Origin of the sequence: Brevundimonas sp. TWP2-3-4b1, from assembly GCF_049897665.1 — a bacterium.
Classification (GTDB): Bacteria; Pseudomonadota; Alphaproteobacteria; order Caulobacterales; family Caulobacteraceae; genus Brevundimonas; species Brevundimonas subvibrioides_B.
This window is the reverse complement of sequence record NZ_JAFCWQ010000001.1, coordinates 448,949-463,330: the sequence shown is the minus strand read 5'-3', so window position 1 is coordinate 463,330 and position 14,382 is coordinate 448,949. Positions and strand designations below refer to the sequence as shown.

Genomic DNA, 14,382 nt, shown 5'->3' with positions numbered 1-14,382 from the left:
ATCAGGCTCCCAGGATCTTGGTCAGCGACTTGGCGAGAATCTGGATGTCGGCATCCAGGGTCGTCTCGGTCGCGGCGACCAGCAGGACGTCGTCCATGCCGGCGTCGGGCGCCAATCGGCTGTAGGGCACGCCGGCCAGCAGATGATGCGCCGCCAGTTGATCCACCACCTCGGCGGCGTTCTTCGGCAGCTTCACGGCGAACTCATTGAAGAACCGGCCCGTCAGGATCTCGACCCCCGGGATGGCCGCCAGCGCATCCCGCGTCGCCAGGGCCTTCTCGTGGTTCAGCAGGGCCAGTTTGCGCAGCCCCGTCTCGCCCAGCAGGCTCATGTGGATGGTGAAGGCCAGGCTGCACAGACCGGAGTTGGTGCAGATGTTCGACGTCGCCTTGTCGCGGCGTATGTGCTGCTCGCGCGTCGACAGGGTCAGGACGAAGCCCCGCTCGCCGTCCGCATCCACCGTCTCGCCGCACAGGCGGCCCGGCATCTGGCGGATCAGCTTCTCGCGCGTCGCGAACAGGCCGACATAGGGTCCGCCGTAGTTCAGCGCGTTGCCGATCGACTGGCCCTCAGCGGCCACGATGTCGGCCCCCATCTCGCCCGGCGACTTCAACAGGCCCATCGACACCGCCTCGGTGACCACGACGATCAGCAGGGCGCCGGCGGCGTGGGCGGCCTCGGCGATCTTCGACACGTCGGTCGCCGTGCCGAACACGTTCGGGGTCTGGACGACGACACAGGCCGTGTCCGGTCCGATCCGGGCGATGACGTCGGCTTCAGCGTCCACGGCGGCGGCCAGGACCTCGGTCTCCACGCCGACAGCGTGAACGACCGTCTCGGTCGCCCGAACATAGTGCGGATGCACCCCGCCCGAGATGACCGCCTTGTTCCGGCGCGTCACCCGCGTGGCCATCAGCACGCCCTCGGCCATTGCCGTCGAGCCGTCGTAGAGAGAGGCGTTGGCCACATCCATGCCCGTCAGGTTCGCGACCTGGGTCTGGAACTCATAGAGATACTGCAGCGTCCCCTGGGCGATCTCCGGCTGGTAGGGCGTGTAGCTGGTCAGGAACTCCGAGCGCTGGATCACGTGATCCACCGTCGCCGGCACGTGGTGACGATAGGCCCCGGCGCCACAGAAGAAGGGCACGTCGCCCGCCGCGGTGTTCTTGCCCGCCAGCGTCTTCAACGCCCGCTCGACCTCCAGCTCGCCCATGACGCGCGGCAGGTCGACGAACCCGTCCCGCCGCGCCGCCTCGGGCACGTCCACGAACAGGTCGTCGATCGATTTCACGCCGATGGCGGCGAGCATCGCCGTGCGGTCGTCGGGAGTCAGGGGCAGGTAGCGCATCTATTTTGTTCCGCTCATCCCCGCGAAAGCGGGGAGCCAGTGCATTGGGCGAAGTCCGTCGCCAGGGAGGACGAACCGCTCATCCCAGGCGCCCTGCCTCGCGACAGGACCGGGTCCCCGCTTTCGCGGGGATGAGCGGGTAGATTAAAGCGAGACGAGGAAGGCGTCGTAAGCCGCCCGATCCATCAGGCCATCGATCTGGCCGGCGTCCGACACCTTGATCTTCGCGAACCAGCCCTCGCCTTCGGGGTCGGCATTGACGGTCTCGGGGGCGGTGGCCAGGACGACATTGCCCTCGATCACCTCACCCGACACCGGCGCATAGACGTCCGAGGCCGCCTTGACGCTCTCGACGACGGCAAAGCTGTCGCCCTTGCCGACGGTCTTGCCGGCTTCCGGGGTCTCGACGAACACCACGTCGCCCAGCTGGTCGGCGGCATGTTTCGAGATGCCGACCGTGGCGACGTCGCCGTCGAGGCGAACCCACTCGTGATCCTTGGTGAAGTGCATGGCGTGTTCCTTTTTTCTCGTCATCCTCCGGCTCGACCGGGGGATCAGGCCTTGGGTTTGCGGTAATAGCGTTGGGCGACGAACGGCATGTCGATGACCTCGGCGGAGGCGGCCTTGCCGCGCACAATGACCTTCAGCTCGGTGCCGAGGGCGGCGAAGGCCGGCGGCACGTAGCCCATGGCGATGTTGCGACCCAGGGTCGGCGATGGCCCGCCCGAGGTCACCGTGCCGATGACGTTTCCGTCCAGATCGGCGATCTCCGCGCCCTCGCGCGCCGGGGCGCCTTCCTTGACGCTCAGGCCGATGCGCACCCGCGACGGGCCCTCGGCCAGTTCCTTCAGGATGCGTTCGGCGCCGTTGAAGTCGGCGGCCTCCTTGCGGGATTTCGACAGGGCGAAGGTCAGCGCCCCCTCGACCGGCGAGGTTGTCGGATCGATGTCATGCCCATGCAGCGGCAGCCCGGCTTCCAGGCGCAGGCTATCGCGCGCCCCCAGGCCGATCGGCTTGACCCGGGCATCCTCCAGGATCGTATTCCACACCCGCTCGGCGTCGGCCGCCGGCACGGAAATCTCGTAGCCGTCCTCGCCGGTATAGCCTGAGCGCGAGACGTAGCAGTCAACCCCGAACAGCATCAGGCGGGCGCAGTCCATGAAGCCGAACTCGGCCAGCACCGGCTCATGCTTCACCATGACCTCGGCCGCTTCCGGCCCCTGGATGGCGATCAGGGCGCGGTCGTCCAGCACGGTCAGCGTCGCGTCGCCCGACAGATGCTCTGCCCAGAAGGCGAAGTCCTCGTCCTTGTTGCCGGCGTTGACGACGACGAACAGGCCGTCGTGATCGGGCTTGCCCGCCATCAGGTCGTCGATGATCCCGCCATCCTCGTTCAACAGCAGGCTGTATTTCTGGCGGCCGGACTTCAGCACCTGATAGTCGCCGGGCACGAAGCGCTGGAACTGGTCGATCGCATCGGCCCCGGTGATCTTGCACTGGCCCATGTGCGACACGTCGAAAACGCCGGCGTGCTCGCGCGTCCAGCGGTGCTCGGCCAGGACGCCCTCGTATTGCACGGGCATATCGTAGCCGCCGAACCCGACCATGCGGGCGCCGGCGGCACGGTGCGCGGCGTTCAGAACGGTGGTCTTCAGCGTATCGTCGGTCATGCGGGTCCAGACTTTCAGGGTCGCGTCTCGAGGCGGAAAGCTCCGCCGTCCTCGCGCCCCCGCTGTCTGTGAAGCCTGAGAGATTCCGGCGCCGCTCATCCCTGCTGGAATGCGAGGCGTCTTGCTCCGTCGGCGCACCCGCGAAGGGCGACTTTCCAGCGTCCGAATGTCCTCGCGGTCCGTTTGCCTGAGCGTTTCCGGGGCGGTTGCGCCTTCGGCTCCGGGTCGGTTTTCACGCCGCCCGATCTCTCCCGCGAGAGCGAGGTGACCAAGGCCCCGACTCCGGCGCGAAGTCAAGCGTGGGCGGAACGGAACTGCACCCGCGGGGGCGGGTTTGGTTCGGCAGGTTGTCAGACCACAGATTTTCAAAGGATCGCTCATGTCCATCATCGACAAGATTTTCGGCACCTCCGACGCCCCCCGCGACAAGCCGGCCAAGGCGGATCACCAGATGCAGAAGGTACTGGATGAACTGGCCTCTCTCGGCGGCAAGCCCATAGAGAGCCTGACGGCCGAGGAGGCTCGCCGTCAGCCCACACCGACCGACGCGGTCAAGTCACTGTTGAAGAAGGCCGGGCAGGACCCCGACGCAGACATGGGCGTCAAGACCACGGACATCACCATTCCCGGCCCCGCCGGCGCGATCAAGGCCCGCGTCTACAAGCCGCATACGCATTCCGAGGACAAACTGCACCCCGTGGTCGTCTATTTCCACGGCGGTGGCTGGGTCATTGCCGATCTGGATGTCTATGACGGAGGTCCGCGCGGCGTGTCGATGATGGCCGACGTCATTGTGGTGTCCTGTCACTACCGTCAGGCGCCCGAGAACAAATTCCCCGCCGCGCATGAAGACGCCCTCGCTGCATACAAATGGGTGGTCGAGAACGCCCAGAGCTTCAACGGCGACCCGCGCAAGATTGCTGTGATGGGCGAAAGCGCCGGCGGCAATCTGGCCATTAATGTCGCCATCGCCGCCCGCGACCAGGGGCTCCAGGCTCCGCTGCATCAGGTGCTGGTCTATCCGGTCGCCGGCAACGACATGGAGACGTCGTCCTATGTCGAGAACGCCGATGCCAAGCCCTTGAACAAGGCGATGATGAAGTGGTTCGTCGACAATACCTTCACCTCGCCCGATGAGACCGCCGATACCCGGATCAATGTGGTCGAGGCCGATCTGATCGGCCTTCCGTCCGCGACCTTGATCCTCGCCGAGATCGATCCCCTGCGGTCCGAGGGCGAGCTGCTGGCCGAGCGGCTTGAGCAGTGTGGCGTCGACGTGCGGCACAAGACCTTCAACGGCTCGACGCACGAGTTCTTCGGCATGGGGTCGGTCGTTCCCGACGCCGCGGCGGCCCAGACCTTCGCCGCCCATGAGCTGAAGCGGGCGTTCGGAACGGCGATCCTGCCGATCTGATCGATCGTGCTGTCGTCGGCCTGACGATGGAAACAGGGCGCTCCGGACGGAGCGCCCTTTTCTAGGCGCGGGCGTAGGTCTCCAGTTCGGCGATCCGCGCCGCCTTTTCGGCCTCGCCCAGGAACGATCCCTCGAAACTGTTGCGGGCCAGCAGGGTGACCTGCTCGCGCGTCAGACCGACCGCCCGGGCCAGTTCGGCGTAGTTGGCGTTCACATAGCCGCCGAAATAGGCCGGGTCGTCCGAGTTCAGGGTGACGTGCAGCCCTTGCCTCAGCATCTCGGGCACCGGGTGGTCCTTCAGGTCCTTGACCACGCAGAGCTTGAGGTTCGACAGGGGACAGACCGTCAGCGTCATGCCCTCGGCCACCAGCCGCCGCACCAGTGCCGCGTCCTCCATCGAGCGATTGCCGTGGTCCATGCGGTCAATATGCAGCAGGTCCAGCGCCTCATAGACATAGGCCGGCGGGCCTTCCTCGCCGGCGTGGGCGCAGAGCTTGAGGCCCAGCGCGCGGGCCGCCGCGAAGACGCGTACGAATTTGGACGGCGGATGTCCCACCTCGGACGAATCCAGTCCCACCCCGATGAAGTGATGCAGATAGGGCTCGGCCGCCTCCAGCGTCGCAAAGGCCTCGTCTTCGCTCAGGTGGCGCAGGAAGCTCAGGATCAGGCGCGAGCTCACCCCCAGCTCCGCCTTCGCCCGGTCCATGCCGGCGATCAGGCCTTCGACCACCACGCCGAACGGAACGCCCCGGTCAGTATGGGTCTGGGGGTCGAAAAAGATCTCGGCATGGCGGACGTTGTCAGCCTCGGCGCGGCGGAAATAGGCGAAGGCCAGATCCTCGAAGTCGCGTCGGGTCAGCAGCACATTGGCTCCCGCGTAATAGATGTCGAGGAAGTCCTGCAGGTTCGAGAAATCGTAGGCCGCACGCACGGCCTCGACGCTGTCGAACGGAATGGCTAAGCCGTTGCGTTGCGCCAGTTCGAACATCAGTTCTGGCTCCAGCGAGCCCTCGATATGAAGATGAAGTTCGGCCTTGGGCAGGCCGGCGATATAGGCGTCAAGCGACATGGTCAGGCTCCCGGAAGCACGCCGTAGAAGATCCAGCCGGTCAGGGCCAGATTGAAGCCGGCATGGGCGACGATCGCGCCCATGATGGAGCCGCTGGCGCGCCGGGACCAGAAGAAGATCAACCCCGTAACAAACAGCCCACCCACCCACCAGACGGCCGGTCCGGGCAGGAACGTCCAGCCCGTGACACGCCAGACAAGGCCGAAATGGGCCAGGTGGACAAGGGCGAAGGCGGCGGCGTCGACCGCCGCGGCCCGCGCCTGCCCGAGGCGCGCCGAGAAGCACTCGTGCAGCAGCCCGCGGTAGAACAGTTCCTCGCCGACCGGGCTGAATGTCATGCCGATTCCAGCGAAGACGAGGAACAGGATCAGCCGGGTCTGGTCGTCCATCGGCGACGGAAGGCCGGCGTAGGTTCCCGCGATATAGGCGAAGGCGTTGTCGTCGCCCCAACCGAACAGCATGCCAGCGCTGACGATCAGTATGCCGCAGCACAATCCGCCCGCCAGCGCCGCCGACAGCAGGTGCATCGGCCGCGCGGGGCGGGTCATGCCCGTGCGTCGCCGTCCCACCCGGGTCAGCAGCAGGAAGGGCGTCAGGGCCATGACGACGAAGAACGCCGACACCAGGCCGTAGCTTCGGCTGACATTGGCCTCCAGCACGAGGCCGAACCGCACCACGGAGAACAGCGCCAGCAGGACCAGCCCGGTCCGGACGTCGAACCTAAGCCACCGGCGGAACGGCGACCGGAATGAAGGCGAGGACGCCGTGTTGTCTGTCATGCGGCAGAGCTTTGCCGGTTCCGACGGCCCAGCGCCAGCCGCTCGCTACATTCGCTCCGGCGTGTCGATTCCCAGAAGGTTCAGTGCCGTCTCCAGCTGCTCCAGCGCGGCCTTCGACAGCGCCAGCCGCGAGCCCCGGGTCGCGGCGTCCGGCGCAATCAGCACCGGGCAGGCGGCGTAGAATTTGGAGAATGACTGGGCCAGCCGGAAGGCGTGTTCGGCCACCACGTGCGGCATCCGCTTGTCATAGGCCTCGGTCACGGCCTGCGAGAAGGCATCCAGCGTCAGGGCCAGATCGCGCTCCGCCGGTTCGGCGATGACGATGGGACCGGGGATGGCACCCTGGTCCGCGCCCTTGCGCAGCAGGGATTTGATGCGGACGGCCTGGTACAGCAGATAGGGGCCGGTCTTGCCCTCGAAGCTCATGAACCGGTCGAGGTCAAAGACGTAGCTGGTGGTCCGGCTGTTCGACAGGTCGGCGAATTTCAGCGCGGCGACCGCCACCTTGTGGGCGATGGTTTCGAACTCGGCCTCGGGCAGGTCGTCGCCGAGTTTGGCCTCATGCAGCCGCTCGCGCGCCTTTTCGACCGCCATGGTGATCAGGTCGTGCAGCTTCAGCACCCCGCCCGCCCGGGTCTTGAAGGGTTTGCCGTCCGGCCCGTTCATGGTGCCGAAGCCGAGGTGGTCCAGCGAGCCCTCGACGGCGTAGCCGGCCAGGTAGGCCGCGCGGAACACCTGTTCGAAATGCTCGGCTTGCCGCTCGTCGACGACGTAAAGAATCAGGTCGGGATCGATCGCCTTGCGCCGGTCCAGAATGGTGGCCAGGTCGGTCGTGCCGTACATGGCCGACCCTTCCGAGCTGATGACCAGCAGGGGCGGCGGGCTCGGGGCCTCGATCACCGAGCCGTCGGCCAGCTTCTTCTTGCGGGTCTCGCCGGGCCGGGCCACGTGAACCACACGTGCGCCGTCGTCCTCGACCAGCAGGCCGGTGGCTTCCAGATGGGCGATCATCTCGGCCATCACCGGGTCGGCGTCGCTTTCGCCGTTCCACAGGTCGAAGGTCACATCCAGCGCACCGAACTCGCGCTCCAGCGCCGTGCGGCTGACGACGACGAAATGGCGCCAGAGCGCGCGATAGCCCGGACGGCCGCCCTGCAGCTCGGCCGTCGCCTTGCGGGCGCGGTCACGGAAGTCGGCATCCGCCTTGGCCAGGGCGGCGGCGGCGGGATAGAGGCGCTCGAGGTCTTCCAGCGTCACCGGGCTGTCGGGCGGGAACGGACCCTCCCCGTGGACGAGGAAGCCATCCGCCTTGCCCTCATCGCCCACGGCGACGATCAGCAGGCCCATCTGGAAGCCCCAGTCGCCGAAATGGGCGTCGCCCCAGACCGTGTCGCCGCGGAATCGGAACAGCCGCTTCAGGCTCTCGCCGATGATGGACGAGCGCAGGTGCCCGACGTGCATCGGCTTGGCCACGTTCGGCCCGGCGTAGTCGATGACGACCTTGCGCGGCTCGGCGACCTTCGACGCGCCGGCCAGCGCTGCGTCGTCAGCCACGCCCTGCGCTCGATGCGCCAGCGCCTCGTCGGAGAGCTTCAGATTGATAAAACCCGGTCCCGCCACCTCGACGCGCGACAGGCGAGGATCAGCGGCCAGCCGTTCAGCGACACGGCCGGCCAGCTCGCGCGGATTGGCCTTCAACGCCTTGGCGGCGGCCAGAGCCCCGTTGGATTGAAAATCGGCCAGGTCGGGCCGGTCGGAGGCGGTGACGCGCGCAACGGACGCTTCCACGCCTTCGGCGGCGAAGGCGGCCGCAACCGCTTCGCCGAGGTCGGTTCTGAGATCGGTCATTCTGCGGGAGGAGTCGCCGCAGCCTGGCCGGCCGTCATGCGGAAACGGCTGCCGGTGCGGTTGAACTCGGCCATCTCGGGCGTGACGTCGAAGCCGATCAGGACCTCGAAATTGCCACCGCTGGTCTCGGCCGTGGCACGCGGGATGATGATCGACTGCTCTTCGGTCACCGAAGCCGTCGCGGCGCCTTCGAAGTTCACGGGAAGGTCGAAGTATTCCTTGGCCAGCACGGCCTCATTCCGTTCCGTGACCGCGATCCAGTAGCGATAGGTGCGCTGGTCGCCGTCGGCCTGCGGGCCCCGGCCGAGGTTGAACAGGATGTCCATCTGAACGGAGATCGGCTCGTCCGACTGATAGGCGCAGCCGGCGCTGACGCCCTCGATCTCGCCAGTGTAGCCGACGTTGGCCGCGGCCGCGCGGCCGCCCTCCAGCTCCACGAACCGGGCGGCGTCATAGAGGATCTTCACGAACGGACACGGCCCGGCGTTGGGCACCGACCGCAGGGGGGCGATGCGGGGCGGACGACGGCTCTCACGGCTTTCTTCCTCGCTCTGGCCGCCAGCGCTGCGATCGCGCTCACGCTGGCCTTGGCCCTGACCCTGCATCTGGGCATGAGCGCCGGTGGAGGCGAAGACCGCCAGGGCGGCGAGGGCGACGGTCGCAAGACGCATTAGGAAATCCGGAAATCTGGCGCTGACGGAACGCGGCCAGGCTTCCCGCCTGATAGCGGCTAAAGCGAGGCGTCGCAAACCAATGAAGCCCGCCACGGTGGCGAGGCGCCGACGGAACGACTAGGTTTCGCCCATGGACGCCTTCTCCCCCTCTCCCGCCACCGGTCTTCGGCCCCTGACGGTGCGCATGGCCACGCCGCGCGGCTTCTGCGCCGGAGTCGACCGGGCCATCCAGATCGTCGAGCGCGCCATCGAGAAGTTCGGCGCGCCCGTCTACGTCCGCCACGAGATCGTCCACAACAAGCATGTTGTCGACCGGCTGAAGAGCCTGGGCGCCGTCTTCGTCAAGGACCTGGACGAATGCCCCGACGATCGACCGGTCGTCTTCTCCGCCCATGGCGTGCCGAAATCGGTGCCGGCCACGGCCCGGGCGCGCGAACTGATGTTCCTGGACGCCACCTGCCCGCTGGTCTCGAAAGTCCACGTCGAGGCGGAACGCCACCACGCCAATGGCCGGCACATTATCTTGATCGGCCACGCCGGCCACCCGGAGGTCGTCGGCACACTGGGTCAACTGCCGCAGGGCGCCATAAGCCTTGTCGAGACGGTCGAGGACGCCGAGGCCTTCCAGCGTCCGGGCGACCGGCCCCTGGCCTACGCCACCCAGACGACGCTCTCGCTGGACGACACCTCGGAAATCCTGCGCGTGCTCAAACGCCGCTTCCCGGAGCTCCCGGATCCGCACAAGGAAGACATCTGCTACGCCACCACCAACCGCCAGGAGGCCGTCAAGCAACTGGCCAATGGCTCGGAGCTGGTGCTCGTCGTCGGATCGAAGAACTCTTCCAACTCGGTGCGGCTGGTTGAGGTCGCCCTGCGCGCTGGAGCCGGCAACGCTCAGTTGATCGACGACGCCTCGCAGATCGACTGGAGCTGGCTCGACGGCGTCTCGACCGTCGGGGTGACGGCCGGCGCCTCCGCTCCCGAACCGCTGGTCCAGGCCGTGGTCCAGGCGCTGCAGGCCCGGTTTGATGTCACCCTGGCCGACGATCCGGGCGAGCAGGAAACCGTGACCTTCAAACTGCCCAGAGCTTTGACAGTTTGAGGCTGGTGCGGGCGGCCGGGGTCGAACCGGCATGACCTAGGTCGACGGATTTTAAGTCCGTTGCGTCTACCAGTTTCGCCACGCCCGCAATCCGGTCACTCCGCCGGGCGCATAGCCCGGAAGTCAACGTCGGAATCCGCGACCAGCCAGACGAGGGCGGCCCAGGCGGCCACGTTCTGGCGCAGTTGCTCGGGATCGATCTTGTCCAGGGTGTCGTCAGCCGTGTGGTGCAGGTCGAAATAGCGCAGGCCGTCCTGCTTCAGCCCGAACACCGGCACGCCCGCCTCGACGATCGGGCCGATGTCGGCGCCGCCCTCGGTCTCGGGCAGGTTCGAGCGCAGCACGCCGATCGGATAGAGCACCCGGTTGGCGGCGTCGGCGAAGGCGCCGGTCTGGGCCCCGACGGGCAGTTGCAGCGCATAGACGCGGTCCGCGCCGAAGTCGCTCTCACCGGTGAAGACGTGGTTGGCGATGTCCTCCGCCGACAGGCTGCGCAGATAGGCGCCGCCGCCATTGCCGGTGTCGGTCGGCTGGGCCACCTCTTCCGAGCCGTACAGGATCACGCGCACGGTACGCGCGGTGCGGCCCTGTTCGGCGATGGCCTTGGCCGCGGCGATGGTGATGGCCCCGCCCGCGCCGTCGTCGATGGCGCCGGTGCCCAGGTCCCAGCTGTCCATATGCGAACCGAGGACAATGACTTCCTCAGGCCGCGACCGCCCCGGCATGTCGCCGATGACGTTGTGTGACGTCGTCTCGTAGGTATGGGCGGTGGACGACAGATGGATCCGCACAGGATCGCCGTAGGACACCAACCGGCTCAACTGGTCCGCGTCAGGTGCGCTGAGCGCGAAGCCCGGCAAGGGAACGACGCCGTTCACATAGCGGGTGGTGCCCGTGTGCGGCATGCGATGCTCGTCCGACCCGGCCGAACGCATGATGAAGGCCAGGGCGCCCTTCTGGGCCGCCACAGCGGGGCCAGCGCCCCGGATCCGGGTAAGGGGGCCGTAGCCGGCGCCCGACTGCATGGCGACCATCTGTCCCGCGTCGACATAGGCGATCTTGCCGGCGAGCGAGCCGTCAGGGACGGACTGCAGGTCTTCCAGCGAGGCGAAACGCACGACTTCGGCCTCGATGCCGCCGACCGGGGTGCCGGGCGAGTGGCCCAGGGCGGCGACGACCAGTCGCTGCGGGTTCGCGCCGACAATCGAGGCGCTCTCCTGTCCCCGCTCCCAGCCGACCAACGGGAAGGCCTGGACATGGACGTTCTTGAAGCCCTGTTCGCGCATGTAGCCGGCGGCCCATTCGGCCGCAGCAGTTTCGGAGGCCGAACCCGCCGGACGCGGTCCGAACCGGGTCGTCAGCTGGGTGACGTAATCCATGGCGACAGTGTCGGTCAGGGCGGCGTCGCGGACGCTGATCGCGGCGCGGATCGTGGCTGCGTCCTGCGCCATGGCCGGGCCCGCGATCGCGGCCCCGAGGCTGAGAACCGACACGGCGGCGAGCGCCGAACGACGAACGGAAACGAACATGCCGAAACTCCAGATCACGGTTGGCCGGGACACTAGGGCCTCATCCCGGAAAGTGTGAGTGGTTTTACGATCGGATTCGGCCCCGGCGAAATCCCTGTGCGACTCCGAAAAAGAGAGTCGACAGAGTCGACAGAGTCGCGCCCTCCCCGGCCCGGAGCGGATCAGCCCCGTCAACGACCGCCCATGCAGATGGGCGTGGACCGCGTCCAGCACAAGACGATCCAGAGAATAAATTCTTAGGCCGGAGAACCCTAGCCGACCTGGGCCAGTTGCGGCTCCAGAACCACCTCGCGCCAGGCGTGGGGGGCGGCCAGCAGGGCGCGGACCAGCAGGTTGTTGACCGCGTGACCGGCCCTGTAGCCTTCGTAGCGGCCCAGCAAGGGCGCACCCATGACATAGAGGTCGCCGATCGCGTCCAGCGCCTTGTGACGCACGAACTCGCGCTCCATGCGCAAGCCACCGGGGTTCAGGATGTCGTTGCCGTCGATGACGACCGCGTTCTCCAGCGAACCGCCGCGCGCCAGACCGGCCTGACGCAGGGCCTCGACCTCATGGGCGAAGCCGAAGGTGCGGGCGGCCATGATCTCGTCGCGGAAGGTTTGCTCGTCGACGACGAAATCGACGATCTGGTTGCCGATCACGGGACTGTCGAAGTCGATTTCGAACCGCATTTCGTAGCGGTCGCAGGGATACAGGGCCGCATGCTTGTCGCCGTCCGTGACGTGGATCGGCTCCAGGATCTCGATGTAGCGGACCGGGGCCTCCTGGCGACGGAAGCCGGCGCGGTCCAGCAACTGGACGAACGGCAGGGCCGAACCGTCGAGGATCGGCAGTTCGGGCCCGTCGACCTCGACGATCACGTTGGAGACGCCCAGGGCGCAGAAGGCGGCCATCAGGTGTTCTATGGTCGATAGCTGAACCCCGGCCGCGTTCTCGATCATGGTGTTCAGCCGCGCATCGACCACGGCGTCGCCGGACACGACAATGCGATTGTCACGATCCATGACATCCGTGCGGACGAAGACGATGCCCGTTCCGGTTGGCGCCGGACGAATGGCCAGGCGAACCCGCTGCCCGGTGTGCACACCCACGCCCGCACAGATGGCGGGGGCGATCAGCGTCCGTTCGCGATGATCGGGGCGTGGCGGCAAGGTTTACTCCACTGGAAGCCCGGCGCGCGGAAGCACGCATGAGCGGAAGGTCGATCCCTAACCGCAGTGCAGCAAGGCGAAAACCAAAGTCGGGTTTCGAATTGTTTCCGCCGCCTTAACCTTGACCGTAAGGCAGAACGCCCCGGGTTTCCCCGGGGCGTTCAAAGGGGTCGTGCGCCGGATCAGTTGGCCAGACGACGCAGGAACGACGGGATTTCGAGATCATCCTCAGCGGCCGCGATTTCGGCTTCCGGCAGAGGCTGGGCGGTCTGACGCATCTGGGGCTGGGCGCGCGATGGGCTGGCCGCCGGGGCGTAGGCGGTCTGGGCGCGAGGCTTCTTGCCGAACAGGCTCCAGCCGGACTTGCGATGATCGCGGTCGTCGTAGACCGGCTCGTTGTAGTCGGCGGGCTGTGGGGCTGCGGGGGCGCGGTCCATGTACAAGTCACCCTGGTCAGCCTGGGCGGTGGCGGCGGGCTGACGGCCATGGTCGGATTCGAAGGCCTCGACCCACGGATCGACGATCGGCGTCAGGGTGCGCTCTTCAGCGACGTGAATGACGGGCTCAGGCGCACGCGCGACGGGCTCGGGCATCTGGAAGGTCGGGACGACGGGCTCGGGCTCAGGCGCACGATAGGTTTCGGCGCGGACCGGCTCGCGACGGACGGGCTCACGCGCACGGGGCGCCTCGGCGACCGGAGCCGCATGACGCGGATCATGGAAGGCTGTCTGGCGCGTGGTGGCGGGCTCGATCTTGGCGGTGGCGACCTCGTCCATGCCGGTGGCCACGACCGAGACGCGGATCTTGCCGTCTAGGGCCGGATCGAAGGCTGCGCCGAAGATGATGTTGGCGTCACCGTCCACCTCGGCCGAGATGGCGTTGGCGGCCTCGTCGACTTCCAGCAGGGTCATGTCGAGACCGCCGGTGATGTTGACCAGCACGGCCTTGGCGCCCTTCAGCGACGTCTCGTCCAGCAGCGGGTTGGCGATGGCGTTCTGGGCGGCCAGCAGGGCGCGGTCGTCGCCGGAGGCCTCTCCGGTGCCCATCATCGCCTTGCCCATCTCGGACATGACGGCGCGCACATCGGCGAAGTCGAGATTGATCAGGCCCGGCAGGATCATCAGGTCGGTGATCGAACGGACGCCCGAGTGCAGCACCTGGTCGGCCATCGCGAAGGCGTCGGCGAAGGTCGTCCGCTCATTGGCGACGCGGAACAGGTTCTGGTTCGGAATGACGATCAGGGTGTCGACGTAGCGCTGCAACTCGGCGATGCCAGCCTCGGCCAGCCGCATGCGGTGACGGCCTTCGAAGGTGAAAGGCTTGGTCACGACGCCGACGGTCAGGATGCCGCGATCGCGGGCGCATTTGGCGATGATCGGCGCCGCGCCGGTTCCGGTGCCGCCACCCATGCCGGCGGTGATGAAGATCATGTGCGCGCCCTCGAGGTGCGCATGGATCTCGTCGGCGGATTCCTCGGCGGCGTTCATGCCGACTTCGGGATGTGCGCCGGCGCCCAGGCCTTGCGTAATCGTCTCACCCAACTGGATGCGGCGGTCGGTCTTGGCGAACGACAGATGCTGGGCATCGGTGTTGGCGACGACGAACTCGACCCCTTCGAGGCCGGCGTCGATCATGTTGTTGACCGCGTTGCCGCCTGCGCCGCCGACGCCAAAGACGACGATCCGGGGCTTCAGTTCCGTGGCCGAGGGCCGCACCAGCGAGAGAGACATATCCAAACCGACCTTTTTTCCGACCCTGCCCCTTGAACGTCCAGTGCGTAGTCCCCGCAGATCCGCAT

General features: G+C 67.1%; 12 protein-coding genes, 1 tRNA gene and 2 riboswitches. Of the genes, 2 read left to right on the top strand and 11 right to left on the bottom strand.

From position 1 onward, the window contains the following. Nucleotide 1: 1 nt before the first annotated feature. From gcvPA to gcvT, 3 genes are all read right to left on the bottom strand, one after another. Nucleotides 2-1,348 (bottom strand): aminomethyl-transferring glycine dehydrogenase subunit GcvPA, encoded by a 1,347-nt coding sequence (gcvPA, locus tag ACP7A5_RS02285; RefSeq protein ID WP_426040379.1) that lies wholly within the window; start codon nt 1,346-1,348, stop codon nt 2-4. Nucleotides 1,349-1,492: 144 nt separating this feature from the next. Beyond that, a complete protein-coding gene (gcvH, locus tag ACP7A5_RS02280; RefSeq protein WP_426040410.1) occupies nt 1,493-1,858 on the bottom strand; it encodes a glycine cleavage system protein GcvH in 366 nt (121 codons plus the stop codon). A 44-nt stretch (nt 1,859-1,902) separates the two neighbouring features. Then, nucleotides 1,903-3,018 (bottom strand): glycine cleavage system aminomethyltransferase GcvT, encoded by a 1,116-nt coding sequence (gene gcvT / locus ACP7A5_RS02275; protein WP_426040378.1) that lies wholly within the window; start codon nt 3,016-3,018, stop codon nt 1,903-1,905. Nucleotides 3,019-3,078: 60 nt separating this feature from the next. Continuing rightward, nucleotides 3,079-3,179: riboswitch (glycine riboswitch) on the bottom strand. A 4-nt stretch (nt 3,180-3,183) separates the two neighbouring features. After that, nucleotides 3,184-3,282, bottom strand: a riboswitch (glycine riboswitch). A 115-nt stretch (nt 3,283-3,397) separates the two neighbouring features. Here gcvT and ACP7A5_RS02270 point away from each other — a divergent pair. Next, nucleotides 3,398-4,432, top strand: coding sequence for an alpha/beta hydrolase (locus ACP7A5_RS02270; protein ID WP_426040377.1), 1,035 nt, complete (start codon nt 3,398-3,400; stop codon nt 4,430-4,432). 61 nt (nt 4,433-4,493) lie between these two features. On the opposite strand, the gene ACP7A5_RS02265 is transcribed toward ACP7A5_RS02270, so the two are convergent. From ACP7A5_RS02265 to ACP7A5_RS02250, 4 genes are read right to left on the bottom strand one after another with little or no spacing between them, the layout of a single operon-like run. Continuing rightward, the gene (locus ACP7A5_RS02265) at nt 4,494-5,501 is read right to left on the bottom strand and encodes an adenosine deaminase (RefSeq protein ID WP_426040376.1); all 1,008 of its coding nucleotides are present in this window, start codon (nt 5,499-5,501) and stop codon (nt 4,494-4,496) included. Nucleotides 5,502-5,503: 2 nt separating this feature from the next. Continuing rightward, nucleotides 5,504-6,280: a CPBP family intramembrane glutamic endopeptidase gene (locus ACP7A5_RS02260; protein ID WP_426040375.1), complete on the bottom strand. Its 777-nt coding sequence runs from the start codon at nt 6,278-6,280 to the stop codon at nt 5,504-5,506. Nucleotides 6,281-6,325: 45 nt separating this feature from the next. After that, nucleotides 6,326-8,128: an arginine--tRNA ligase gene (gene argS, locus ACP7A5_RS02255; RefSeq protein ID WP_426040374.1), complete on the bottom strand. Its 1,803-nt coding sequence runs from the start codon at nt 8,126-8,128 to the stop codon at nt 6,326-6,328. Next, complete coding sequence (locus ACP7A5_RS02250) at nt 8,125-8,799, bottom strand: Tat pathway signal sequence domain protein (protein WP_426040373.1); 675 nt, start codon at nt 8,797-8,799, stop codon at nt 8,125-8,127. Before ACP7A5_RS02250 ends, argS begins: the two co-directional genes overlap by 4 nt. Nucleotides 8,800-8,932: 133 nt before the next feature. On the opposite strand from ACP7A5_RS02250, the gene ispH reads away from it, so the two are divergent. Beyond that, on the top strand, nt 8,933-9,904 hold the full coding sequence (ispH, locus tag ACP7A5_RS02245) for a 4-hydroxy-3-methylbut-2-enyl diphosphate reductase (protein WP_426040372.1): 972 nt from the start codon (nt 8,933-8,935) through the stop codon (nt 9,902-9,904). 3 nt (nt 9,905-9,907) lie between these two features. On the opposite strand, the gene ACP7A5_RS02240 is transcribed toward ispH, so the two are convergent. From ACP7A5_RS02240 to ftsZ, 4 genes are all read right to left on the bottom strand, one after another. Further along, nucleotides 9,908-9,992, bottom strand: a tRNA-Leu gene (locus ACP7A5_RS02240). Between the two features lie 7 nt (nt 9,993-9,999). Further along, nucleotides 10,000-11,433, bottom strand: coding sequence for a M20/M25/M40 family metallo-hydrolase (locus tag ACP7A5_RS02235; RefSeq protein WP_426040371.1), 1,434 nt, complete (start codon nt 11,431-11,433; stop codon nt 10,000-10,002). Between the two features lie 251 nt (nt 11,434-11,684). Next, on the bottom strand, nt 11,685-12,584 hold the full coding sequence (gene lpxC / locus ACP7A5_RS02230; protein ID WP_426040370.1) for a UDP-3-O-acyl-N-acetylglucosamine deacetylase: 900 nt from the start codon (nt 12,582-12,584) through the stop codon (nt 11,685-11,687). Nucleotides 12,585-12,766: 182 nt separating this feature from the next. Further along, a complete protein-coding gene (ftsZ, locus tag ACP7A5_RS02225) occupies nt 12,767-14,314 on the bottom strand; it encodes a cell division protein FtsZ (protein WP_426040369.1) in 1,548 nt (515 codons plus the stop codon). Between the last annotated feature and the right edge of the window lie 68 nt (nt 14,315-14,382).

Bases quoted from the DNA above. Each gene is read 5' to 3' on its own strand.
- ACP7A5_RS02270 (WP_426040377.1), top strand. From the start codon at position 3,398: ATGTCCATCATCGACAAGATTTTCGGCACCTCCGACGCCCCCCGCGAC.
- ftsZ (WP_426040369.1), bottom strand. From the start codon at position 14,314: ATGTCTCTCTCGCTGGTGCGGCCCTCGGCCACGGAACTGAAGCCCCGG.
- argS (WP_426040374.1), bottom strand. From the start codon at position 8,128: ATGACCGATCTCAGAACCGACCTCGGCGAAGCGGTTGCGGCCGCCTTC.
- gcvH (WP_426040410.1), bottom strand. From the start codon at position 1,858: ATGCACTTCACCAAGGATCACGAGTGGGTTCGCCTCGACGGCGACGTC.
- gcvPA (WP_426040379.1), bottom strand. From the start codon at position 1,348: ATGCGCTACCTGCCCCTGACTCCCGACGACCGCACGGCGATGCTCGCC.
- ACP7A5_RS02250 (WP_426040373.1), bottom strand. From the start codon at position 8,799: ATGCGTCTTGCGACCGTCGCCCTCGCCGCCCTGGCGGTCTTCGCCTCC.
- gcvT (WP_426040378.1), bottom strand. From the start codon at position 3,018: ATGACCGACGATACGCTGAAGACCACCGTTCTGAACGCCGCGCACCGT.
- ACP7A5_RS02260 (WP_426040375.1), bottom strand. From the start codon at position 6,280: ATGACAGACAACACGGCGTCCTCGCCTTCATTCCGGTCGCCGTTCCGC.
- ACP7A5_RS02265 (WP_426040376.1), bottom strand. From the start codon at position 5,501: ATGTCGCTTGACGCCTATATCGCCGGCCTGCCCAAGGCCGAACTTCAT.
- ACP7A5_RS02235 (WP_426040371.1), bottom strand. From the start codon at position 11,433: ATGTTCGTTTCCGTTCGTCGTTCGGCGCTCGCCGCCGTGTCGGTTCTC.
- ispH (WP_426040372.1), top strand. From the start codon at position 8,933: ATGGACGCCTTCTCCCCCTCTCCCGCCACCGGTCTTCGGCCCCTGACG.